Source organism: Brachybacterium sp. J144, assembly GCF_036321705.1.
Taxonomy (GTDB): domain Bacteria; phylum Actinomycetota; class Actinomycetes; order Actinomycetales; family Dermabacteraceae; genus Brachybacterium.
The window spans coordinates 47,810-70,094 of the sequence record NZ_JAZDCG010000024.1; the positions used below are offsets into that span (position 1 = coordinate 47,810).

Consider the following 22,285-nt stretch of genomic DNA (forward strand, 5'->3'; position numbering starts at 1 on the left):
CCCGTGGCCAAGGCCCCCGCCAGCACGCTGGACAACGTCATCGCCCTCGCCAAGAAGCGAGGCTTCGTGTTCCCGGCCGGTGAGATCTACGGCGGCACCCGCTCCGCCTGGGACTACGGTCCGCTCGGCGTCGAGCTCAAGGAGAACATCAAGAAGCAGTGGTGGCAGACCTTCGTGCGCTCCCGCGGCGACATGGTGGGCCTGGACTCCTCGATCATCCTGCCCAAGCGCGTGTGGGAGGCCTCCGGCCACGTCGCGACCTTCACCGACCCGCTGGTCGAGTGCAGGAGCTGCCATAACCGCTTCCGCGAGGACCACCTGCTCGAGGCCTTCGCCGAGAAGAAGGGCCGTGCGCCCGAGGGCGGCCTCGCCGAGGTTCCCTGCCCCAACTGCGGCACCCGCGGCGAGTACACCGACCCGCAGCAGTTCTCGGGCCTGGTCAAGACCTATCTCGGCCCGGTCGACAGCGAGGCCGGACTGCACTTCCTGCGCCCCGAGACCGCGCAGGGCATCTTCGTGAACTTCCTCAACGTGGTCACCGCCTCCCGCCAGAAGCCCCCCTTCGGCATCGGCCAGGTCGGCAAGGCGTTCCGCAACGAGATCACCCCCGGCAACTTCATCTTCCGCACGCGCGAGTTCGAGCAGATGGAGATCGAGTACTTCACCCCGCCGGCCGAGGCCGACGCGCACTTCGCGGCCTGGGTCGAGGACTGCTGGAACTGGTTCGTGGACCTCGGGATCGACCCCGACAACATGCGCCGCTTCGACGTCCCCGAGGACGAGCGCGCTCACTACTCGGCGGGCACCATCGACCTCGAGTACCGCTTCGGCTTCCAGGGCAGCGAGTGGGGCGAGCTGATGGGCATCGCCAACCGCACCGACTTCGACCTGAGCAGCCACACCGAGGGCTCGGGCACGAAGATGCAGTACTTCGACCAGGCCGCCAACGAGCGCTACACGCCGTACGTCATCGAGCCCAGCTTCGGCCTGACCCGCTCGATGATGGCCTTCCTGGTCGACGCCTACCGTGAGGACGAGGCCCCCAACGCCAAGGGCGGGGTCGACACCCGCACGGTGCTCGCCCTCGACCCGCGCCTCGCGCCGGTCAAGGCCGCGGTGCTGCCGCTGTCCAAGAGCGAGGACCTGGTGCCCCGCGCGGAGGAGCTCGCCTCCCGTCTGCGTGCGCGCTGGAACGTCGAGACCGACGTGACCCAGGCGATCGGTCGCCGCTACCGCCGCCAGGACGAGATCGGCACCCCGTTCTGCATCACGGTGGACTTCGAGACCGCCGAGGACCAGGCCGTCACGATCCGTGAGCGCGACACCATGCAGCAGGAGCGCGTGGCGCTGGACCAGGTCGAGTCCTACCTTGCGGAGCGCCTCGTCGGCGCCTGAGGCCGGCCCGCTCGCGAGGCTCGGGTGGCGTCGACGTGGCACAGTGCTCCCATGAGTGACGGCCCCGGCCTCGCGTTGTCCGCCGCCTACCACGAGCAGGTGGTCGCGCCCCTGCTCGAGCGGTCGATGCCCGGCGTTCCGTACGCCGCGGCGCGACTGGGGTCCGGCTCGGACGTGCTGGGGTTCGACGACGCGCAGTCCCGTGATCACGACTGGGGGCTGCGGCTCACCCTGCTCGTCGAGGACGGCGCGGCCTCCGAGGTCGACGCCCTGCTCGAGCGGGAACTGCCTGCGAGCTGGCGCGATCGTCCGGTGCGCTTCGCGACCACCTGGGACCCGGTCGTGCGCCAGCGCGCCGAGGTCGCCGCGGCAGCGGACTTCGCCGCCTCGCGCACGGGGATCCTTCCGCAGCGGCTCGCGGGCCCCGAGCCCGCCGACCTGACGGACTGGCTGCAGCTGACCGGCCAGGCGGCCCTCGAGGTCACCGCGGGACCGGTCTTCCACGACGGCACCGGGGTCATCACGCGGATCCGCGAGCGGCTCGCCGGATACCCCGAGGACGTGCGGCGCTATGCGATCGGCGCCGACTGGACCCGCATCGGCCAGGAGCTGCCGGACGTGGGGCGCGCGGGCCTGCGCGGGGACGACGACGGGTCCGCGGTGATCGCCGCACGTCATGTCCGCACCCTGCTCCATCTGGCGCATCTGCTGCATCGGCGCTGGGCGCCCTACGGCAAGTGGCTCGCCCGGTCCGCCGCCGCGCTGCCGGGTGGCGGTGCGCTGCGCAGCACGGCGCTCGAGGCGCTGCGCGCACCGGACTGGCGCACCCGCCAGCAGGCGCTCACCGCGGCGATCGAGCTGCTCGCCGCGGTGCAGGGCCGGGTCCGCCTGCCCACCCTCGACCCCGCCACCGAGCCGTTCTTCGACCGCCCCCACATCGGCCTGCGCGGGCTCCCGGAGCTGCTCGCGGAGACGATCACCGATCCCGCCGTCCGCGCGCTCCGGCCGGGGATCGGCACCGCCGAGCAGATCAGCGACCACGTCAGCGTGCTCGTGGACGCGGAGCTGCGGCGGCGCCTCGTCGGCGGCTGAGCAGGGCGGACCCGGGGGGCGGGTGCCCGCGCACGCGAGGCGCGCCGGGCTGCTCCGCTCTGAGCGGCTCCGCACAGAGCTGATCAGCTCCCGACGGAGAACGCCCCAGCCGGGCGGTGCGCGGCGGAGGCTGATGGCATGACCACAGCATCTCTCGCCCAACCATCGGCCGATCCGCAGACCGCGTCGGCCGCGTCCGCCTCATCCCTGACCACCGCCCACCTCCTGCACCAGCGGGTGCTCCTGCTGGACCGGGAGCTCGACCAGGAGAACGGCGCCGCCCTGAGCGCCCGGCTCCTGCTCCTCGCCGCCGAGGACCCGAGCACCGACATCACCCTGCTCATCAACTCGCCGGGCGGCCTGGTCCCGGCCATGCTCGCGATCGGCGACCTGATGGATCTCGTGCCCTGCGATGTGCGCACCGTCGCGCTCGGCATGGCCTACAGCGCCGGGCAGTTCCTGCTCACCCAGGGCACCCCCGGGAAGCGGTACGTGCTGCCGCACGGCCAGGTGCTCATGCATCAGGGCTCGGCCGGTTTCGGCGGGAGCGCTGCGGACATCGAGCTGCAGGCCGAGGACCTGCGCCGGAACCGCGACCTGCTGATCCGTCTGACCGCGGAGCGCACCGGGCAGAGCGAGGAGACGATCGCCCGCGACTCCGAGCGCGACCGGATCTGGGATGCCGAGGGCGCGGTCGCCTACGGATTCGCCGATCACGTGGTCTCTGACGTCCGCGAGATCCTGCCGTTCGGTCTGCCCGGCGCGGGCAGCCGCCCGGCAGGGATCGGCGGTGCACGATGAGCGGCTACACGATCCCGTCGGTGATCGAGCGCACCCGTACCGGGGCCGAGCGCAGCGCCGACGTCTTCTCCCGACTGCTCAGCGACCGCATCGTCTACATCGGCACGCCGATCGACGACGGCGTCGCGAACACCGTGATCGCGCAGATCCTGCACCTCGAGAACGATGCCGCCGACGCTCCGATCCACCTCTACCTCAACTCCTCCGGCGGCGACGTCCAGGCCGTCCTCGCCCTCTACGACACGCTCAGTTACGTGCGCAGCCGCATCGCGGTGACATGCATCGGCCAGGTCGTGGCGGCGCCGGTGCTGCTCCTGGCCGCGGGGACACCGGGGATGCGCTGGGTGCTGCCGCATACGCGGGTGGTGCTCCATCCGCTGGAGGCGCAGGGCCGCGGGGCGGTGCCGGACCTGATCCTCGCGACCGAGGAGGTCAAGCGGCTGCGGGGGATCCTCGAGTCGCTGATCGCCGAGCACTCGGGACAGACTTCGGAACGGGTCCGGCAGGACCTCGAGCGCGAACGGGTCCTCGATGCCGCGGCGACGGTCGCCTACGGGCTGGCCGACGAGGTGCTGCTCAGGCGGCCGCGAGCAGCCTGACCCGGGAGCCGCCCGCCCGGCCTCCCGCTCCGTGGAGGCCGGCGGGCCCGGGGGCGAGCGTCGAGGCGCGCGGAGTCGAGCGGAGCTCGAGCACCGTGGCACCGACGAGGGCGCCGTCGGCCGCTCGCAGCAGGAGCAGCGGCAGGTCGATCCCGAGGGCGCCGAGGATCGCGGCGAGCAGTTCCGAGGACGGATCCTTCCGCCCCCGCTCGACGTCGGAGAGGTGCTGCATGGACAGCCCGGCCGCCGCGGCGACCTCGGCGAGGGTGCGGCGCTGACGATGCCGTTCGGCGCGCAGCTCCGCCCCCATCAGCTCCCGCAGCAGCGGGTCGAGGTGCCGGTCCATGCCGGGAGACTACGTCGGCGGCGGGCCGGGGGAGCGTCGCTCCGCTCTCGGCGGAAGACCGCCCGGTAGGCCGCCGCCCGCGCGCCGCGAGCGCCGACCGGTCCCGGTCACAGGATCGCGGCCAGCAGATGCGGGGCGACCAGCGTGCCGAAGGCCCGCAGCACCCGGCGCTGGTCCTCCGCCGGAGCGCCGACGGGGAGCACCAGCGCGATCTCGTCGGCCGCGTGCACCACCGGGTCCGCTAGCAGCGCCTGGGCGACGGCGAGGGGCTCGTCCACCACGACCTGGCTGAACACCGCCGCGTGCCCGCCGATCTCCGGGGCCCGGTGCTCCGCCAGGACGGCGGGCGACGCGGCGCGCTCCCGGGGTAGCAGGGAGACGAAGCGTTCGAGCTCCTCCTCCGTCTCCACGGGCACCATCTGCCGCGAGACCATCACGTGTCCCTCGCCGTGACCGGCCGCGCGGGACGCCTCCCGATAGGCCTCGAGCGCCTCGAGCTGCAGCACCTCGAAGGAGCGGCCCGAGCCGTCGTCGGGCGCCATGGTCGCGAGCTGCAGCCCGAGGCCCGCCCGTCCGGCCATCGCAGCCCGCGCGGGGCTCGCCGCGCCATAGGCGAGACGGCGACGCAGCCCGGGCACCTGCGGCTGGACGCGCAGCGGCGTGCCGGGATCGACCCCCTCGATATGGGCGTCGGCGCCTGCGACGATCTCCCCGTCCACGAAGGAGAGCAGGTCCTGGAGCACCCGGTCGACGTGGTCGGCGCGGTCGGCGGCGAGGGCGCCGAAGGCGCGCGCGTAGATCGCGTCGTGCGCCGAGTAGCCGGAGCCGAGTCCCGCCCGGAGCCGACCGCCGAGGAGCAGATCGGCGGTGGCGAGGTCCTCGGCGAGGCGGCCCGCGTTCTCGAAGCGCAGCGGGATCACGGCGGTGCCGAGCTCGATGCGGCGCGCATGCTGTCCAAGAGCCGCGAGCACGAGGAGCGGGGAGGGCGAGGCATCCTGCAGATGGCGCACACGCAGGTAGGCGACGTCGAGGTCCAGCTCTTCGGCGAGCAGGATCAGGTCGCGCCCGTCGTCGAGCTGCGCGCTGTCGATCTGGGCGAGGACGCCCAGCCTCGGGGGATCTCGGAGCTCGGTCGCGGTCATGGCGGGACTCCCTTCGCTCGGTCGGTGCCGACCGGGAGGGGACGGCTCCGTGCTCCATTGTCCACCGGCACGGGGACGCCCGACGGGACCGAGGCCCCGGAACGTCCCTCCCCATCGCCGGCTGATGCACATCACCCCCTCGCTCCTCCCGCAGCGGCCCGCGGGGTGGGAGAATCCCAGGACGATGACCACGCTGACCGACTCCCTGCCCGCCGCTCCCGCCGCGACCTCCGCCGAGGCCGCCCCCGGCCCGGAGCGCGCTCGGCGACCCCTGCGGATCGGTCGTCTCACCGTCGACACCCCGGTGATGCTCGCGCCGATGGCGGGCGTGACCAACATGGCCTTCCGCGTGCTCTGCCGCGAGTTCGGCGCGCTCCACAGCGCGGACGACGGCGGTCTCTTCCCGACCGAGATGGTCACCACCCGGGCCCTGCTCGAGGACCATCGGGAATCCTGGCGCCTGCTGCGCATGGCGGACCGCGAGCGGCCCCGCTCGGTGCAGCTGTACGGCGTGGACCCGGCGGTCGTCAGCCGCTCGATCGAGATGATCCTCGAGCGCGACGGCGCCGACCACATCGACCTCAACTTCGGCTGCCCGGTCCCCAAGGTGACCAAGCGCGGTGGGGGCGGGGTGCTGCCCTGGAAGGACGAGCTGTTCACCCGCATCCTCCGCGCGGCGGTCGACGCCGCCGGGGACGTGCCGGTCACCGTGAAGACCCGCAAGGGCGTGGACGACGCCCACCTCACCTACCGGGATGCGGGCCTGATCGCGCAGGAGGTTGGCGCCGCCGCCATCACCCTCCACGGCCGCACCGTCAAGGAGCAGTACTCGGGGACCGCGGACTGGACCGCGATCGCGGATCTCAAGGAGACGGTGACCGACATCCCGGTGCTCGGCAACGGCGACGTCTGGTCCGCGGAGGACGCCCTGCGCATGGTCGACGAGACGGGGGCCGACGGGGTCGTCGTCGGCCGCGGCTGCCAGGGCCGCCCGTGGCTGTTCGGTGACCTCGCAGCCGGTTTCGCGGGCAGCGAGGAGCGGGTCCGGCCCGGCCTCGGGGAGGTCGCCCGGATCGTGCGCCGCCACGCCGAGCTGCTCGTCGAGTTCTACGAGGACGAGGGCCGCGGCGTGCGCGACCTGCGCAAGCACGTCGCCTGGTACTTCAAGGGCTACCCCGTGGGCGGGGAGATGCGCCGGCAGCTGACGGCGATGGACTCCCTCGCCGATCTCGACGCCAAGCTCGCAGAGCTGGACCTCGACGCCCCCTATCCGGGTGCCCCCGTCGAGGGGCCGCGCGGCCGCGCCGGCCACGGGCGGAACGCGACGGTGCCCGAGGGCTGGATGGACTCCCGGGAGCTTTCCGACGAGCACCGCGCCCGCCTCCACGAGGCCGAGCTCGACATCTCGGGGGGCTGAGCCGATGAGCGTGGACCTGACCGCGTCGGCCGCCGTCGACGCCCCCACCCCGCCGCCCGGCTACACCCCCGCGGATCTCGAGCGCTGGGCGCCCGAGGCGCCGAAGTCGCAGGCCCGCACGCCGTTCCAGCGCGATCGGGCCCGGGTGCTGCACTCCTCGGCGCTGCGCCGGCTCGGGGCGAAGACCCAGGTGCTCGGCGCCGGGTCCAACGACTTCTCCCGCACCCGCCTCACGCATTCCCTCGAGGTCGCCCAGGTGGGCCGGGACATCGGCGCGGAGCTCGGCTGCGATCCCGACGTCGTGGACGCCGCCTGTCTCTCCCATGACCTCGGCCACCCGCCCTTCGGACACCACGGCGAGAAGGTGCTCGACGCCCTCGCCGCGGACTTCGGCGGCTTCGAGGGCAACGCGCAGACCCTCCGCCTGCTCACCCGGCTCGAGCCCAAGGTCATCGGGGAGGACCGTCCCTACGGCCTGAACCTCACCCGGGCCGGGGTCGATGCGGCGATCAAGTACCCGTGGACCCGCGGGCAGGGCCCGGACCCGGCCTCCCCGAAGTTCGGCGCCTACGCCGACGACCTCGACGTCTACGAGTGGGCGCGGGTCGGGGCGGTGCCGGGCCGGAAGTGCTTCGAGGCGCAGGTGATGGACCTGGCCGACGACGTGGCCTATTCCGTGCACGACGTCGAGGACGCCGTGACCGGCGGGACCCTCGACCTGCGCGCCCTGCACGACCCGATGGAGCGGGCCGCCGCGCTGTACGTGGTCCAGGACTGGTACATGCCGGGCGAGTCCCTCGACGCCCTCGACGAGGCGCTCGGCCGGCTCGAGGCCGAGCCCTACTGGATGCTCGACTTCTCCGGCACGATGCGCTCGGCCGCCGCGCTCAAGGACATGGCCAGCCAGCTGATCGGCCGCTTCACCCGGTCGGCGATCGCGGCGACCCGTGCCGAGCACGGTACCGCCCCGCTGTCCCGGTACCGCGGGGACGTGATCGTGCCCGAGGAGACCCATCTCGAGATCGCGGTGCTCAAGGGTCTCGCGGCCGCCTACGTCATGTCCTCCGCCTCGCAGCAGCCGGTCTACGAGGCGCAGGAGGAGATCCTGCGGGACCTCTACGCGCAGCTGTGGAACACCGGGACGACGCATCTCAGCCCCCTGTTCGCCGAGCTGTGGGAGGCGGCGGAGGACGACGACGCCCGCCGCCGGGTGGTCGTCGACCAGATCGCCTCCTACACCGACGTCACGGCGCGCCGACTCCACGAGGCGCTCTTCGACCGGGAGGTCACCCACGTCACCGCCGCGGATACCCCGCTGCCCGGCCTCGGCTCGGAGCTCTGAGCGGGTGGCGCAGGGTCTGATCCGTCGCAGCGACGTCGAGCTGGTGCGCGAGCGCGCCCGCCTCGACGAGGTCGTGGGGGAGCACATCACGCTGCGCACCGCGGGGATCGGCTCGATGAAGGGCCTGTGCCCCTTCCACGACGAGAAGACCCCCTCCTTCAACGTGCGCCCGCAGCTCGGGCACTGGCACTGCTTCGGCTGCGGCGAGGGCGGGGATGTCATCTCCTTCGTGCAGAAGATCAGCCACCTGAGCTTCGTCGAGGCGGTCGAGATGCTGGCAGGCCGCTACGGCGTCCAGCTGCACTACGAGGAGGGCGACGGCAAGGGCGGAGACCGGCCCGACTTCGGCACGCGCCGCCGCCTGATGGACGCCCACGCGATCGCCGAGGAGTTCTATCGCGAGCAGCTCGCCACACCCGCCGCCGAGGTCGGTCGCCGCTTCCTCGCCGAGCGCGGCTTCGACCGGGACGCCGCGGAGCGCTTCGGCGTCGGCTTCGCCCCCGAGGGCTGGGACGCGATCACGTCCCACCTGCGCGGCCGCGGATTCACCGAGGCGGAGCTGACCGCGAGCGGCATCGTCTCGCAGGGCCAGCGCGGGGTCTACGACCGGTTCCGCGGGCGCCTGATCTGGCCGATCCGCGACATCACCGGGCACACCATCGGCTTCGGGGCCCGGCGGCTGCTGGAGTCGGATCAGGGGCCGAAGTACCTCAACACCCCCGAGACCGCGATCTACCACAAGTCCACCGTGCTCTACGGCCTGGACCTGGCGCGCAAGGACATCTCGGCGCAGCGCCAGGTGGTCGTCGTCGAGGGGTACACCGACGTGATGGCCGCGCATCTCGCCGGGGTGCCGACAGCGGTCGCCTCCTGCGGCACCGCCTTCGGCGCCGAGCACGTCAAGGTGGTGCGCCGGGTCATGGGCGACACCAACGCGTCCTCCGGGCTGCGGCTCAACACCGACGGTCGCGGTCTCGCCGGCGAGGTCGTGTTCACCTTCGACGGCGATGCGGCGGGGCAGAAGGCGGCGCTGCGGGCCTTCGAGGAGGACCAGCGCTTCGTCGCGCAGACCTACGTGGCGGTCGAGCCGAACGGCATGGATCCCTGCGAGCTGCGGATGGAGCGTGGGGACCAGGCGGTCGTCGACCTCATCGCCGCCCGCAAGCCGCTGTTCGAGTTCGCGATCCGCTCGGCGATCGCCCAGGTCGACCTGGACACGGTCGAGGGACAGGTGGCGGCGCTGCGCATGGCGGCGCCGGTCGTGGCGCGGATCCGGGACCGGGCGATGCGGCCCGAGTATGCGCGTCGCCTCGCGGGATGGCTCGGGATGGACGAGCGCACGGTGCTGCGCGCGGTCCACGACGCGGCGCGCGGCGAGGGGCGCGGTTCCGGGGCGTCGGCGACCGACGGGCGCGGGGGAGAGGCGCACGAGGGTGCGGGACGCGAAGGGCAGGCGGCGGCCGACGGGGCGGAGCGGGTGCTGCCCAGCGCCCGGCTCGCCGACGTGGTCAGTCCCCGCGACCCGGTGGGCCAGGTGGAGACCCAGGCCCTCGCCGTGATGCTGCAGTACCCGACGCTGCTGGACGCGCAGCGGGTCGAGGCGCTGCCCGATGACGCCTTCCACGTCCCGGCGCTGCAGGGCGTGTGGGACGTGATGCTCGCGGCAGGCACCCTCCCCGAGGCGGTCGGCGGTTCGCTGCATCCGGCGCGCTACCTCGAGCAGGTCCTCGAGATCGCGGGGGAGACGATCCGTCCGCTGATCGTGGAGATCGCCAACCTGGACCTGCCGGCGCGCGACGAGGCGGGTCTGCAGCGGCTGTCGACCTCGCTGCTGGACCGGCTCAGCGAGCTGTCGATCACCCGCGAGTACACGGTGCTCAAGCAGCGCCTGCAGCGCACCGATCCCTCCGATGCCGAGCGCTACCAGGAGATCCTCTCGCGACTCGCCCAGGTGCAGGGGCGCCGACGGGCGCTGCGCGCGGCGGAGGACTGACCGGCGTTTCCTGCGTACTCGTCGCATACCGTGAGGGTGGCGCCCGCTGCGGGGTCGCCCCTGACCAGGTAGCCCAGGCGGGGCTTGAACCCGCGACCGACGGATTGCCGAGGGACTTATGCGCGATCAGGTGTCAGCTGGGGTTAGGCCGCCAGGCCGAGGGTCGGGTTCATGATGGTCGCGTATTCGATGGGGGTCAATCGGCCCAGTCGGACTTGTCGGCGGCGTCGGTGGTAGGTCCGCTCGATCCAGGTGATGATCGCGATCCGCAGCTCTTCTCGAGTCCGCCACCTCTCACGGTCCAGGACGTTTTTCTGGAGCGGGGCGAAGAAGGCCTCGATCGGGGCGTTGTCCCCGGCAGCACCCACTTTCCCCATCGATCCGATGAGGTGATGGAAATTCAGGGCGTGGACGAGGCTTCGCGCGCGAAGCTGAAATACTCGGCTCGAATGCACGATGTATCCGGCAGCGTCGCGACGAGGAGAAATCGCGTTGTTCAGGGCGTTCACCGTGAGGCGGGCCTTCATTCGGCCGCTGATGGAGTAGCCCGCGATCCGGTCAGAGAAGGCGTCCTTGATGGCGCAGAGGTAGAGGTTGCCCTCGTCGGTGAGATGCTCGGTGATGTCGGTCAGCCAGAGCTCGTTCACGTCGTCGATTATGAAGTCCCGCTCCACGAGGTCGTCGTGGACCGGAGGACCGGGGCGTTTCCCGTTCTTGCCGCGTTTCTTCCCGAACACGGACCACCACTAGTTGTCTCGGCAGATGCTCCACGCGGTCCGCTCGCACATCTCCTCGCCGCCTTCCGCTGCTTCGCCGGCCAGGACGCGATACACAAATTCGGGATCGTCACGGTGGGCGTCGAACAGGGCGTTCGCCCGGTAGGCCTCGATCAGCTCGGACTCGGTAACCTGCTGTTTCCGCTCGCGGTAGTAGGGCTGTGGGGAGAGCTTCAGGACCCGTAGGGACACCGCAACAGGGATACCGTCGGCGGCGATCTCCCTCACGAGCGGGTAGAAACTTCTTCCGCCAGGTTTGCCTGGGACAGGTAGGCGGCGGCGCGGCGCAGGACCTCGTTCTCCTGCTCGAGCAGCTGGTTCTGACGACGCAGATCGCGCAGCTCAGTCGATTTTTTCCGGGTCCTTGCGGGCCGGGCGCCGTCTTCGACATCAGCCTGACGCAACCAGTTCGTCAGGCACGGCTCAGAGATCCCGAAGTCCTTCGCGACCCCGGCTGGCTTCTGGCCGGGTTCACGGTTCCCCGCGACGCGGACGACGTCGTCCCGGAACTCCTGGGGATAGGGAGCAGGTGTGGTGCACGCCCCTCCCTGCAACGCTCTCCAGCGCCACAGATCATATGAAACCTACACGTGCGTCAGTCCCTCAGGCTCAGCGACGAGGATGCGGTGTGGCTCTTCCCGGATCTGGACTGCGATCAGGTGATCGACGCCGTGCTTGCTCAGGGTGCGCATCTGCGCGATCACATGCGGACGCTCAGGATCGGCACTTGGCGCGCGGGGTGCCCGACATCACGTCGATGCGCTGCCGGTCGAAGTGGTGGACACCGTCGGCGCGGGCGACACGTACATGGCCGCGATGATCAACGACCTTCTTGGGCGCGGTCTTGACGAACGGGTGGAGGGCCGGAGCCTCGACCGGATAGGACGTGCGGCGGCCATCGCAACGTCGATTACGGTCCAGCGTCGTGGAGCCGACATGCCGACCTCGGCAGATGTGGTCGCGTGTTGAGTGGCCGTACACGCTGATCGGTACGCTGGTGCTTCAGGAACCCCCGAGCCTCGGCGTTAGACTCGTGCACGTGCCGACGCCGCCTCACGACAACGCAGGGGAGCCCAGTCAGGGCACGCCCAGCGCCGGTTCTCGTCGCCGTGTGACGTTGCGCGAGGTCGCGGAACGCGCTGGAGTCTCGCGTTCGGCCGCGTCGTTCGCCATGACGGGGCGCAAGGACCAGCGCATCTCGGCCGCGACGGTGGCGGCGGTGCGTCAGGCGGCTGAAGAGCTCGGATATCGACCGAACCTCAACGCGAAGGCTCTGCGAACGGGCAGGACCGGCACGGTCGGTCTGGTGTCGGACTTCATTTCAAGCACGTCGACCGCGAACGCGCTTATACGTGGAGCCCAGCGCGAGTTGCGCGCACACGGCGCGCTCTTGTTCACGGTGGATACTGAGGGTGATGAGCGGACCGAGAGGTCCCTGCTCAACAACCTGCTTGATCGTCAGGTCGACGGCATCCTCTACGCGTCGATGTTCACGCGTGAGGTCCAGGTCCCCGCCGTGCCTGCCGGAACCGGAATGGTGCTCGTCAACTGCGTGCCCGCTGGGGACGTGGCGATCCCTGCGGTGATCCCCGACGAGGTCGGTGCCGGAAGATTCGCTGCGCAGGCACTGCTCGACGCGGGGCACACCTCCGGCATCCACTTCATCGGGGTGTTCCCTGCGGGCGTGACCGGCGGCAGACAGTGGCATGGATGGTCGCCGTTGGCTCTTCCGGACCGGCTCGCAGGTATCGCCTCCGCGCTCGATGCGGCCGGTGTGAACCTGGCGAGCAAGCTGGCGACGGTAGAATGGGACGTATCCGCCGGTCGGGCGGCGGTGGAAGAGCTTCTTGCGTCGGGTGTGACGGTGAAGGCGCTGATCTGTGTCAACGACGATGTGGCGGCGGGTGCACTCCAGGAGCTGCGGGCGCATGGCCTGTCGGTGCCGGCCGATGTGTCGATCGTCTCGTTCGACGACAGCGCCGTCGCGCGCGTGACCGATCCGCCACTGTCGTCGATCGCGCTCCCGCATGAGCAGCTCGGCCGTACGGCTGCCGCGATGCTCATGGATCCGGGCGTTCGGGAGACGGTCGTGCGCATCCCGAGTGCGCCACCTAGGCCTACGTCCATCGCGGCACCGCGAGCGTAGCGAACCTGCACTGAGCGCCGGTGTCACCGGCCCGCCTCGCGGCACTCTTGGAACGGGGGCTAAACCGTGCTAGCGTCTCGCTATACCGGTCTAGCACGGAAGGTAGTCCGGAATGGCGAAGGGACGAAACGATGGCGATCACCTCGGAGGCCACGAGGTTGCACCCGCTGCTTGCCGAGCGAGTGGCCATTGCTGCAGCCCTCGACGACGACTCCCCGCTGCCGCCCGCCTTCCTTGAGCCAGCCGCGCCGTGGACCCCTCCCGCGTGCGTCAGCATCGCCCGTACCACCGCCACCGCCGGTGCACGGTCCGTGCCCGTGGTGACGTACGACGCACACCGGGGCGAGGGCGCACCGTGGCTCGTGTGGGTCCACGGCGGCGGGTTCGTAGGCGGCTCAGTCGACGACGGTGAGGCTCACGCCGTCTGCGCCGAGCTCGCCGCGCTGACGGGCGTTCGCGCGGTGTCAGTCGACTACCGCCTCGTCTCCCCGAACCTCTCCTTTCCAGCGCCGCTCGAGGACGTGCTCACCGCATGGGAATGGGTGGTTCGGCAGGCCGGCGACGCCCGGATCATGCTCGGCGGCACCAGCGCCGGAGCCAACCTCGCACTTGCGGCGGCACTTCAGCTGCGAGACTCCGCCGCCCCCCCTCCCGACGGGCTCATGCTCGTCTACGGGTTGTATCACGCCGAGCTCCCGGCCGTCATCGAAGGCACCGAGGACGCGGTGTCAGCGCTACCTCGCCGCTTGCTTCACCTCGCCGATGACATCGAGCGCATGAACTCCCAGTACGCCGGACACGACCCACCCTGGCCGTCGTTGGTGCACCCCGGAGACCAACCTCTCACAGGTCTGCCGCCCACCCGCCTCGTCGTCGCCGAGGTGGACAGCCTCAACGGCTCGTCGGAACGGCTCGCCCGCGACCTACGGGCCGCTGGAGTGCCGGTAACCAGCCACCTGGCGCCCGGAATGCTGCACGGCTACCTGAACTGGTTCCCGAGCCCTCGCCTTCCCGAGGTGGTCGAGACCATCGACTTCCTTGCTTGGGCCTTCGCGCCGGCAACGCCGACGCGTCAGCCACCCGCGCCGACAGGCGCCTGACCTTCTGGTCCCCACAAGTGCAGTGACAATATTGCAAAGGAGCATCTATAACATGTCCACTACCCCCACTCCCACGCGGAGGCCGAACCCCTGGTGGGTTGGCCTCGTCAGTGGAATGGCCACATTCGTCGACGCTGCCGCAACGACCGGCATCGGCATCGCGCTCGTCCTGTTCCAAGCTGTCGAAGGGTCCACCGATGGACTCACCGGGAACCAGATCGGCCTGCTCACCTCCGTCCTCACCCTGGGGGTGGCGATCGGATCGCTCGCAGGAGGACGCCTCGGCGACCGGTACGGCCGACGCAAGGTCTTCGTCGTGACGCTCGCGATCATCGTGCTCGGCTCCGTGGCGCCGTTCATCTCCCTCGGCTTCGCGTCCATGGCACTCGGCATCGGCCTCATCGGACTGGGCGTCGGTGCAGACTTGCCGGTAGCGATGGCCACCATCTCGGAGTGGGCGGAGAACCACAACCGAGGCAAGATCCTGGTGTTCTCGAACATCCTCGGCGGCTTCGGCATCGCGATGGCGGTCGGTCTGTCCATCGCGTACGGTTCCCTAGGGCCGGTCGGCGGAAAGATCATCTTCGGAGCGTTCGGATTCGTCGGGCTCATCACCTTGCTGCTGCGTCTGACCATCCCCGAGTCGCCCAGTTGGCTCGCGGCCCGCGCTGAGCGCGACGCTGGCGTCCGCACCATCCGCGCGGACCATGTGTCGCTCAAGGATCTCGTGAAAGCCCCCTACGGCAGCCGTTCCTCACGCTCGTCTTCTACTACGCCCTGGCCGCCATGGCCGTGTCGATCGCCTCCAGCTTCGGCACCTATGTGGCCGTCAACAACGCCGGCATGACGGTCCAGCAGTACTCGACCTGGTCGATGGTGTGCCTGCCGCTCGCAGTGCTCGCTCAGATGGGCTTCATGTCGATCGTCGACACCAAGATGCGCATGCCCGGGTACGTGGTGGGCGCACTGCTGGTCGTCGGCTCCAACCTGATTCCCGTGGTTTTCGGGTTCACGCCGGTCACCGTCCTCGGATCGGTGATCCTTGCCACCGTAGCCGGCGCATTCTGCTTCGAGACCATCATGAAGGTGTGGACGCAGGAGTCCTTCCCAACCCTGTTGCGCGGCACCGCTCAGGGCACGATCTACGCCGTGTCCCGCTTCGCGACAGCAGGACTCGCCGCCGTGACGCCCTCCCTCCTGCTCTACAACGCCCGCGGCCTCTACATCGGCATCGCGATCTTCGCTGCGGTCGGCTTCGGCATCGGCTGGTGGGGCTTCCGCAACCAGACCCGCAACGAGTTCGACGTCGAGGCGGAGCGCGAGGACTCCCTGGTCACCGCTGACGCCTGATCTCGACCATTCGACCAGTCCCCGGAAGGACCCCACCCTGATGAAGTTGATCCCCCTCACTACCAAGGTCGACGGTGTTGTGCTGCGTGGAACGATCCACGCTCCCGAGCACGCGCCGCATCCGACGCCTGGAGCAGTCCTCTTCCATGGCTTCGGGGGCAACCGCATCGACTTCTCCGGCTTCATGGTGCAGGTGGCCCGGGGACTGGTCGAACGAGGCTGCACCGTTGTGACCTATGACCGTGCCGGGCATGGAGAGAGCGACGGCGAGTTCTTCGACACGTCGGTGACACGCGACATCCGCCATGCGCATGCCGTGCTCGCCGACGTCGCCGCCCTGCCCCAGGTCGACGCCGCTGCGGGACTGCATCTAGGCGGACTCAGCCTCGGCGCGGTCATCGCCGCCTGTGTGGCAGCGGAGTCACCTCTTCCGATCGCGTCGCTCTCGCTGTGGTCGAACGCCGCGGTCTTCGTGGATGAGATCCGCGGGGGCACCATTCAGGGCCGAAGCCTGCAGACCCTCGACACGGTCGGCTACTTCGACTTCCTTGGGATGCGGATGGGACGTGCGATGGTCGACGATGCGGCCAGCTTCGACCCGTACGGTCGGGCGGCGGAGTACGGCGGGCCGGCGCTGGTCATGCACGGCACCAGCGACTTCGTCCCCGTCGAGTACGCGCGCCGATACGCCGAGCTGTGGGGCGACCAGGCGGACCTCAGGATCGTGGAAGACGCCGACCACGGGTGGGCCACCGTCCCGCATCGGGAGCTGCTGGTGGAGACCACCGCCTCCTTCGTCAGCGCGCATGCGCAGGCGGTGCGGTGATGACGGTCCTCGATCTTCCTGGCGGGACGTGCCGCCTCGCAGGACAGCTTGATACCAGCGAAGTCGACGGGGCGGTGCGCCCGCTGCGCTTGCCCCGCGCGGCGTGGTCACAGTTCCCGCCCGGTCAACGATCCCTGTGGACCGTGTTCTCGCAGGCGAGCGGGGTGCGCGTGGAATTCCGCACCGATGCGCAGGAGGTCGTGCTGACTGCCCGCCTGTGGCGTGTGGACTTTGGCGACCTCCCTGGCAGGGTAGCGGATCTTGCAGTGGACATCGATGGCGTGCCGTACGCGACGGTCCCTGTTGAGTCGTCGGGCACGGTCTCGGTGCCGCTCGACGGCGGCGAGCCGATCATCTCAGCAGCGGGAAAGCCGTGCGGCATCCGGGTCCCAGGGCTTCCAGCGCGGTCCAAGGTCGTCACCTTGTGGCTTCCGCAATCTCTGGTGGTCGACATTGTTGACGTCACCGCTGATCAGCCCATCACCCTGGCCGACGAGGTCGCGCGACCCCGGTGGATCCACTACGGCTCGTCCATCAGCCATTGCCTGGAGGCGTCGAGCCCCCAGGACGTATGGCCGGTGGCCGCGGCTCACGCGGCGGACGTGGAGTTGCTGAGTCTGGGAGTGGCCGGCCAATGCATGCTGGATCCGTTCGTCGCCGAGGCGATCGCGGACGCCGACGTGGATGTCCTGACGATGAAGGTGGGCATCAACATGGTGGGTGCACGATCCATGGATCAGCGCACCTTCGTGCCTGGGGTCCACGGCTTCCTCGACACGGTGCGCCGTGCGCATCCGGACATCCCTATCGTGGTCGCATCGTCGATCCTGTGGCCCGGCAACGAAGACCGACCCGGCCCGTCCGACATGGAGATCCTGGACGACGGCACTGTGCGCTGCTTCGCTTACGGCGACGTGGCAGATGTCGCGAAGGGGGCGCTGACCCTCGCGGACTCTCGCGAGCATTTGCGCGCGGCGGTCGAGGCACGGCCCGCGGGTGAGCGGACGTTCTACCTGGACGGCCGTGAACTCTTCGGCCACGCCGACGTGGACTCGTATGTACTTCCGGACGGACTGCACCCCGACACGGTGCTCTACCGGGAGATCGGCCGTCGGTTCGCGGATCTTGTCTTCGGGCAGGGGGGGCTAGTGCCCCGCGCCTCGCTCGACTAGAGCCTCACCACACCGGTGGGCCGTCCCCGTCTCGAGGGCGGCCCACCGGTGTTCTCGCAACTAGGGACTGATGCGCGGGTAGGTGTCACATGGTCTGTGGCGCTGAGAAGCGTTGCAGGGAAGGATGTGCATCATGCCTGCTCCCTACCCCCAGGAGTTCCGTGACCACGTCGTCCGCGTCGCGAGGAACCGCGAACCTGGCCAGGAGCTTTCCCAGATCGCGCGTGACTTCGGAATCTCCGAGTCGTGCCTGACGAACTGGATGCGTCAAGCCGACGTCGAGGACGGCAATAGGCCCGGCAAGACCCGGGAGGACTCGGTCGAGCTGAGCGAAGCGCGCAAGCGGATCCGGCTGCTCGAGCAGGAGAACGGGGTCCTCCGCCGTGCTGCGGCCTACCTCTCCCGAACAAGCCTGCCGGGAAGAGGTTCTACCCGCTCGTGACCGAGCTCGCCGCTGACGGGATCCCCGTCGCGGTGTCCCTGCGGGTTTTGAAGCTCTCCCGCCGGCCTCACTACCGCTGGCGGAAACAGCAGGTCGCCGAGGCGGAACTGGTCGAGGCCTACCGGGCCAACGCTCTGTTCGACGCGCACCGCGACGTTGACACCTTCGGGTACCGACTGCTGGCCGACGAAGCTGCGAATGCTGGCGAGGTGATGTGTCGGCGGACCGCATGGCGGATCTGCCGGGACAACCAGTGGTTCTCCGCTTTCGGGGAGAAGCGAGGCATGAACGGCAAGCGGGCCGGCCCGCCAATGCACGATGATCTCGTCCAGCGAGACTTCACCGCTGACGATGTCAACGGACTCTGGCTGATCGATATCACGGAGCACCCGAATGGCGAGGGCAGAACTTTATCTCTGCGCGGTCAAGGATGTCTTCTCGGGCCGGATCGTGGGCTACTCCATGAACTCCAGAATGAAGTCCCGACTTGCAGTGAACGCCCTGGAAAATGCCGTGATCCGCCGCGGCGACATCGCAGGTTGCATCGCCCCATTGAACCCAAGCAGTTCCGCTCCAGGATGCTCGCGCATGGTCTGCACCGTCACCACTTGATCGGATCGAGGGGGAAAGTCGGTGCTGCCGGAGACAACGCCGCGATGGAGTCCTTCTTCGCCCTGCTGCAGAAGAACGTCCTGGACCGCAAGCGGTCGCACACTCGCGAGGAGCTCCGGATCGCGATCATCCCCCCCCGCGAGCAGGAGGTGCCCCCTCCTGGATCGAGCGGGCCTATCAACGCCGCCGCCGGCAGGACAGACAGCCTGGGCCGATTGACCCCTATCGAGTACGAGACCATCATGAACCCGACCGTCAGCCTGGCGGCCTAAGCCCAGCTGTCACTTATCGGCGCACCAGTCCCATTCTGGAGAGTCCGCGGCCAAGTGTAGGGATCCGGGAAGACTCGGGACTGGAGGCCGATGCTGAAGCGCGACTCGAGCAGGCGAACTGTCCCCCTTTCTCCTGCCCCGGCTGAGATGCTGCGGACTCGTCAGCGACAAGCGCTGGACGCTCAACTCCAGGGTGCATCTTCGGGAGCCGCCTTGGTGTTTCCCGCGCAGCGAGGCGGGCTTCCCGATCAGACCGCAGCCCGCAAAGCGGTGCGCCGCCAGCTCGACCGTGCCGGGTTCCCGTGGGTCACGTTCCATACGCTGCGCAGAACGGTGGAGCGACAGCTCATGGTCGCGCGCGTCGATCCTCGGGTCAGCATGTCGGTCATCGAGCATGACCCTGCAACCTCGTGGGCCTCGTAGGTCGACAGCAAGAGAGTCGACGTCGACGTGGCTGCTTCCGTCCTGAAGTGACATGGGAGCGTTCATAAGTCGTACTTAACTCGTACCTGGTGTGCACGGAACGGCACGGAGGTCGAGGATCCGCAGGTCAGGTAGCCCAGGCGGGGCTTGAACCCGCGACCGACGGATTATGAGTCCGCTGCTCTGACCGGCTGAGCTACTGGGCCGTGGCCCACGACGGGCCTAGGGAAATCTACCATCCCGAGGCTCGCTGGCCTGCCCCGATGGCGCCCCACGTGAGGGATTCCGCGGCCGGTCAGCCGACGTGACGGGTCGCGGCCGCGCCGCCCGTGCGGGTGTCGCCGCCGGCGAGCTCGACCGCCTCGCGGACCACGCGGATCGTCGGCCGCTCCCCGGCCTTCGCCGCCGCCATCCACGCCTCGAACACGGCACCGCCCGGCGCGGCGGCGCTGCGTCGCAGCAGCGGCTCCGGGCCGACGGGCCAGTCGATCGACAGGCCCCGCGCCGCCGGTGTCGGCGTCTCCCGGCCGCGCGCGATCGCGTCGCGGAACGCCTCGCCGGCGGGCTTGATCCGGCCGTGCTCGTCGAAGAGGCCGAGGGTGTGCTCGAGCGGCGGGGAGTCGGCGAGGTCGCGGGAGACGTCGTGCGAGCACCACCAGGTCACGCCCCACAGCTGCGGGGCGTCGAGGGCGTTGCCGATGGTCTCGGTGACGAACCAGGGGATGTCCGCCTCGTCGAGGACGGTCTGCGGGGCGCCGAACTCCTGCAGCCACAGGGGGCGCTCGGGGGTGGGGGAGAAGCCGCGCGCGAGCTCGAGGTAGTACTCGCCGCGGTGCGCGGTCTCGAAGGAGCGGCCGCCGTAGCGCTGGCCGGTGCCGTCGAAGATCCACGAGTGGACGACGGTCATGTCGCCGAGGGCCGCGGACTGGTCGGGCGTGAACGCGTGGTCGTCGAGGAACCAGGCGGCGTCGTAGTTCGCGACGGAGTGCAGGCCCGCCGGCAGCGACTCGCGGGCGGCACCGAGCATCGTCGCCGTCCACTCCGCGGCCTCGGCGACGGTCAGCGGATCCGGATCGGGATGGTTCGAGGCGGAGAACTGGTTCACCTCGTTGCCGACGCTCAGACCGATCAGGTTCCCCGCCCCGGCGAGCGCCGCACCGAGCGCCCGCACGAGCGCGGCGGTCGAGGCGACCACCTCCTGATCGGTGAACATGTTCCGTCGGTGCCAGGAGGTGAGCCAGCTCGGCACGAAGTCGAAGCTCGAGAGATGCCCCTGCAGCGCGTCGACCACCACGTCCAGCCCGACGCGCGCCGCGACGTCGACCACGGTGCGCACGTCGGCGAGGCCTCGGGGGCGGATCCGGGTGCGGTTCGGCTGCAGCAGCGGCCACAGCGGGAAGATACGCACATGGTCCGCGCCGAGAGAGGCGATCGCCGCGAGATCCTCGCCGATCTCGTCCGGATCCAGGTCCAGCCAGGCGTGGAACCAGCCGCGGCGGGGCGTGTAGTTGACGCCGAAGCGCGGGGGAACGGCGGGGGCGGGGGAAGACATCATCGTCCTTCGGGCGGAGCGGCAGGGTGGTCGGGCCCGGGTCGGGCCGGCGGGCGGCTCCCGCGCTGCGACGGCTCGGTGACGATGGGTCGTTCCATCGGTCGGGATGGCCCTCGCCGGAAGGTCGCCCGAGGGCTACTGTAGCGCTCAAGTAGGCAGGTGGGGCGAGGACCGTTCCTCTGTCCACCCGGACCACCGGAGGAACCCATGAGCACCCCCAGCAGTCCCTCACCGCGCGGCAGCGGCCGCGGGAAGCGCGTCACGATCGCGGACATCGCCGCCCGGGCCGGCGTGACCTCCGCGGCGGTCTCGCTCGCGGTCAACGGCCGCCCCGGCGTCTCCGACGCGACGCGCGCCCGGATCCTCGAGATCGCCCGTGAGCTGCACTGGGAGCCGTCCCCGTCGGCCCGGGCCCTCGCCGGAGCGCCCGTCCTGTCCATCGGCATGGTCCTTGCACGCCCCGCCGAGGTGCTCGGCAACGAGGCCTTCTTCGGGGCGTTCTCCGCCGGGCTGCAGGACGTGCTGAGCGCGCAGGACTACTCGCTGCAGATGAAGATCGTCCAGTCCGTCGAGGCGGAGATCGACACCTACCGCCGCTGGTTCGCGCAGCGCCGCGTCGACGGGATCGTGATGGTCGACCTGCAGCTCGACGACCCCCGCATCCCTGCGCTCGAGGAGCTCGGCCGCCCGGCCCTCGTCATCGGCGGGCCCGGCCACCACGGCACCCTCCCGTCGGTGTACGTCGACGACGCCCTCGCCACCCGCCTGATCGTCGAGCACCTCGCGGGCCTCGGCCATCAGCGCATCGCCCGCGTCGCCGGCACCCGCGGCTACCACCACACCGCCCAGCGCGACGACGCGTTCCTCGCCGTCTGCGCCGAGCGGGGCGTCACCGGGACGCTGCACGAGGCGGGCTTCGGCGCCGTCGGTGCGGCCCGCACCGTCACCGAGCTCATCGCGTCCGACGCACCGCCCACCGCGATCGTCCTGGACAGCGACGAGATGGCCCGCGCCGGAGCGCATGTGCTGCAGGAGAGCGGGATCGCGATCCCCGACCAGGTCGCGATCGCGAGCTACGAGGACTCGCCGCTCGCCCGCATGCACCGCCCGCCGCTGACCGCGATCGGCCGCTCCGCCGTCGAGTACGGCCGCCGCGCCGCGCACCGCCTCCTCGAGCTCATCGAGGAGGATCGCGTGTCCCGGCGCGGCGGGGGAGCGGCCGGAGCGGGGCTCGCCTCCGGCGCGGAAGGCGATGCCCCCGCGGGAGCGGCCGGCGGCCCCGACGGGCCCGAGGGCGCCCCCGCGCACCCCGAGCTGCGCGCCATCGCGCCGGAGCTCCTCATCCGCGCCTCGACCGACCCGGACGCCGCGACCGACCCCCTGCTCCTCGCCCTCGACGAGGCGAGCGCCGCGGCGCCGTCCGAGACCACCGTGGACCGGGGTTAGATGCGTCATAGAGCCCGGTGGGAGCGGGGTGACGAGGTGCG

Annotated in this window: 19 protein-coding genes, 1 tRNA gene and 2 pseudogenes; 17 read left to right on the plus strand and 5 right to left on the minus strand. The window is 70.4% G+C overall.

Annotated features, from left to right (window positions below):
• Positions 1 to 3 precede the first annotated feature (3 nt).
• The 4 genes from V1260_RS09460 to V1260_RS09475 all read left to right on the plus strand — a co-directional run bounded on the left by V1260_RS09460 (position 4) and on the right by V1260_RS09475 (position 3,887).
• Positions 4 to 1,395: a glycine--tRNA ligase gene (locus V1260_RS09460; RefSeq protein WP_329746567.1), complete on the plus strand. Its 1,392-nt coding sequence runs from the start codon at positions 4 to 6 to the stop codon at positions 1,393 to 1,395.
• Between the two features lie 51 nt (positions 1,396 to 1,446).
• Complete coding sequence (locus V1260_RS09465) at positions 1,447 to 2,487, plus strand: DUF4037 domain-containing protein (protein WP_329746568.1); 1,041 nt, start codon at positions 1,447 to 1,449, stop codon at positions 2,485 to 2,487.
• A 138-nt stretch (positions 2,488 to 2,625) separates the two neighbouring features.
• Positions 2,626 to 3,288 carry a ClpP family protease gene (locus V1260_RS09470; protein WP_329746569.1) on the plus strand — a complete coding sequence of 221 codons (663 nt, stop codon included), beginning with the start codon at positions 2,626 to 2,628 and terminating at the stop codon, positions 3,286 to 3,288.
• The gene (locus V1260_RS09475) at positions 3,285 to 3,887 is read left to right on the plus strand and encodes a ClpP family protease (protein ID WP_329746570.1); all 603 of its coding nucleotides are present in this window, start codon (positions 3,285 to 3,287) and stop codon (positions 3,885 to 3,887) included. The genes V1260_RS09470 and V1260_RS09475 overlap by 4 nt, the downstream gene beginning before the upstream one ends.
• Here V1260_RS09475 and V1260_RS09480 read toward each other — a convergent pair.
• Both V1260_RS09480 and V1260_RS09485 read right to left on the minus strand, forming a co-directional pair.
• Positions 3,865 to 4,233 (minus strand): helix-turn-helix domain-containing protein, encoded by a 369-nt coding sequence (locus V1260_RS09480; protein ID WP_329746571.1) that lies wholly within the window; start codon positions 4,231 to 4,233, stop codon positions 3,865 to 3,867. The two genes, V1260_RS09475 and V1260_RS09480, sit on opposite strands and share 23 nt — an antisense overlap.
• 107 nt (positions 4,234 to 4,340) lie before the next feature.
• The gene (locus V1260_RS09485) at positions 4,341 to 5,375 is read right to left on the minus strand and encodes an LLM class flavin-dependent oxidoreductase (RefSeq protein WP_329746572.1); all 1,035 of its coding nucleotides are present in this window, start codon (positions 5,373 to 5,375) and stop codon (positions 4,341 to 4,343) included.
• Positions 5,376 to 5,559: 184 nt separating this feature from the next.
• Between V1260_RS09485 and dusB the strand changes: the two genes are divergently transcribed.
• From dusB to dnaG, 3 genes are read left to right on the plus strand one after another with little or no spacing between them, the layout of a single operon-like run.
• Positions 5,560 to 6,792 (plus strand): tRNA dihydrouridine synthase DusB, encoded by a 1,233-nt coding sequence (dusB, locus tag V1260_RS09490; protein ID WP_329746573.1) that lies wholly within the window; start codon positions 5,560 to 5,562, stop codon positions 6,790 to 6,792.
• A 4-nt stretch (positions 6,793 to 6,796) separates the two neighbouring features.
• Positions 6,797 to 8,134, plus strand: a complete 1,338-nt coding sequence (locus V1260_RS09495; protein WP_329746574.1) for a deoxyguanosinetriphosphate triphosphohydrolase — start codon at positions 6,797 to 6,799, stop codon at positions 8,132 to 8,134.
• 4 nt (positions 8,135 to 8,138) lie between these two features.
• The gene (dnaG, locus tag V1260_RS09500) at positions 8,139 to 10,127 is read left to right on the plus strand and encodes a DNA primase (RefSeq protein WP_329746575.1); all 1,989 of its coding nucleotides are present in this window, start codon (positions 8,139 to 8,141) and stop codon (positions 10,125 to 10,127) included.
• A 143-nt stretch (positions 10,128 to 10,270) separates the two neighbouring features.
• Here the strand turns inward: dnaG and V1260_RS09505 are convergent.
• Positions 10,271 to 11,457: pseudogene (locus V1260_RS09505) on the minus strand (IS3 family transposase).
• Positions 11,458 to 11,587: 130 nt separating this feature from the next.
• Here V1260_RS09505 and V1260_RS15825 point away from each other — a divergent pair.
• From V1260_RS15825 to V1260_RS15830, 9 genes and pseudogenes are all read left to right on the plus strand, one after another.
• Positions 11,588 to 11,872, plus strand: a complete 285-nt coding sequence (locus tag V1260_RS15825) for a carbohydrate kinase family protein (RefSeq protein WP_442878149.1) — start codon at positions 11,588 to 11,590, stop codon at positions 11,870 to 11,872.
• 70 nt (positions 11,873 to 11,942) lie between these two features.
• Positions 11,943 to 13,049: a LacI family DNA-binding transcriptional regulator gene (locus V1260_RS09515; protein ID WP_329746577.1), complete on the plus strand. Its 1,107-nt coding sequence runs from the start codon at positions 11,943 to 11,945 to the stop codon at positions 13,047 to 13,049.
• Between the two features lie 131 nt (positions 13,050 to 13,180).
• Positions 13,181 to 14,149, plus strand: a complete 969-nt coding sequence (locus V1260_RS09520; protein WP_329746578.1) for an alpha/beta hydrolase fold domain-containing protein — start codon at positions 13,181 to 13,183, stop codon at positions 14,147 to 14,149.
• 115 nt (positions 14,150 to 14,264) lie between these two features.
• Complete coding sequence (locus tag V1260_RS09525) at positions 14,265 to 14,996, plus strand: MFS transporter (RefSeq protein WP_329746579.1); 732 nt, start codon at positions 14,265 to 14,267, stop codon at positions 14,994 to 14,996.
• Positions 14,936 to 15,499 (plus strand): hypothetical protein, encoded by a 564-nt coding sequence (locus V1260_RS09530; protein WP_329746580.1) that lies wholly within the window; start codon positions 14,936 to 14,938, stop codon positions 15,497 to 15,499. Before V1260_RS09525 ends, V1260_RS09530 begins: the two co-directional genes overlap by 61 nt.
• Positions 15,500 to 15,539: 40 nt before the next feature.
• On the plus strand, positions 15,540 to 16,325 hold the full coding sequence (locus V1260_RS09535) for an alpha/beta hydrolase (RefSeq protein WP_329746581.1): 786 nt from the start codon (positions 15,540 to 15,542) through the stop codon (positions 16,323 to 16,325).
• On the plus strand, positions 16,325 to 17,497 hold the full coding sequence (locus tag V1260_RS09540; protein WP_329746582.1) for an SGNH/GDSL hydrolase family protein: 1,173 nt from the start codon (positions 16,325 to 16,327) through the stop codon (positions 17,495 to 17,497). The genes V1260_RS09535 and V1260_RS09540 overlap by 1 nt, the downstream gene beginning before the upstream one ends.
• Before the next feature lie 133 nt (positions 17,498 to 17,630).
• Positions 17,631 to 18,823 (plus strand): annotated as a pseudogene (locus V1260_RS09545) (IS3 family transposase).
• A 90-nt stretch (positions 18,824 to 18,913) separates the two neighbouring features.
• On the plus strand, positions 18,914 to 19,246 hold the full coding sequence (locus V1260_RS15830; RefSeq protein ID WP_442878150.1) for a tyrosine-type recombinase/integrase: 333 nt from the start codon (positions 18,914 to 18,916) through the stop codon (positions 19,244 to 19,246).
• Positions 19,247 to 19,378: 132 nt separating this feature from the next.
• Here the strand turns inward: V1260_RS15830 and V1260_RS09550 are convergent.
• Together V1260_RS09550 and V1260_RS09555 are read right to left on the minus strand one after the other, a co-directional pair.
• A tRNA-Ile gene (locus V1260_RS09550) sits at positions 19,379 to 19,452 on the minus strand.
• A gap of 89 nt (positions 19,453 to 19,541) precedes the next feature.
• Positions 19,542 to 20,798 (minus strand): glycoside hydrolase 5 family protein, encoded by a 1,257-nt coding sequence (locus V1260_RS09555; RefSeq protein ID WP_329746583.1) that lies wholly within the window; start codon positions 20,796 to 20,798, stop codon positions 19,542 to 19,544.
• Positions 20,799 to 21,005: 207 nt separating this feature from the next.
• Between V1260_RS09555 and V1260_RS09560 the strand changes: the two genes are divergently transcribed.
• Complete coding sequence (locus tag V1260_RS09560; protein ID WP_329746584.1) at positions 21,006 to 22,244, plus strand: LacI family DNA-binding transcriptional regulator; 1,239 nt, start codon at positions 21,006 to 21,008, stop codon at positions 22,242 to 22,244.
• Positions 22,245 to 22,285 lie beyond the last annotated feature (41 nt).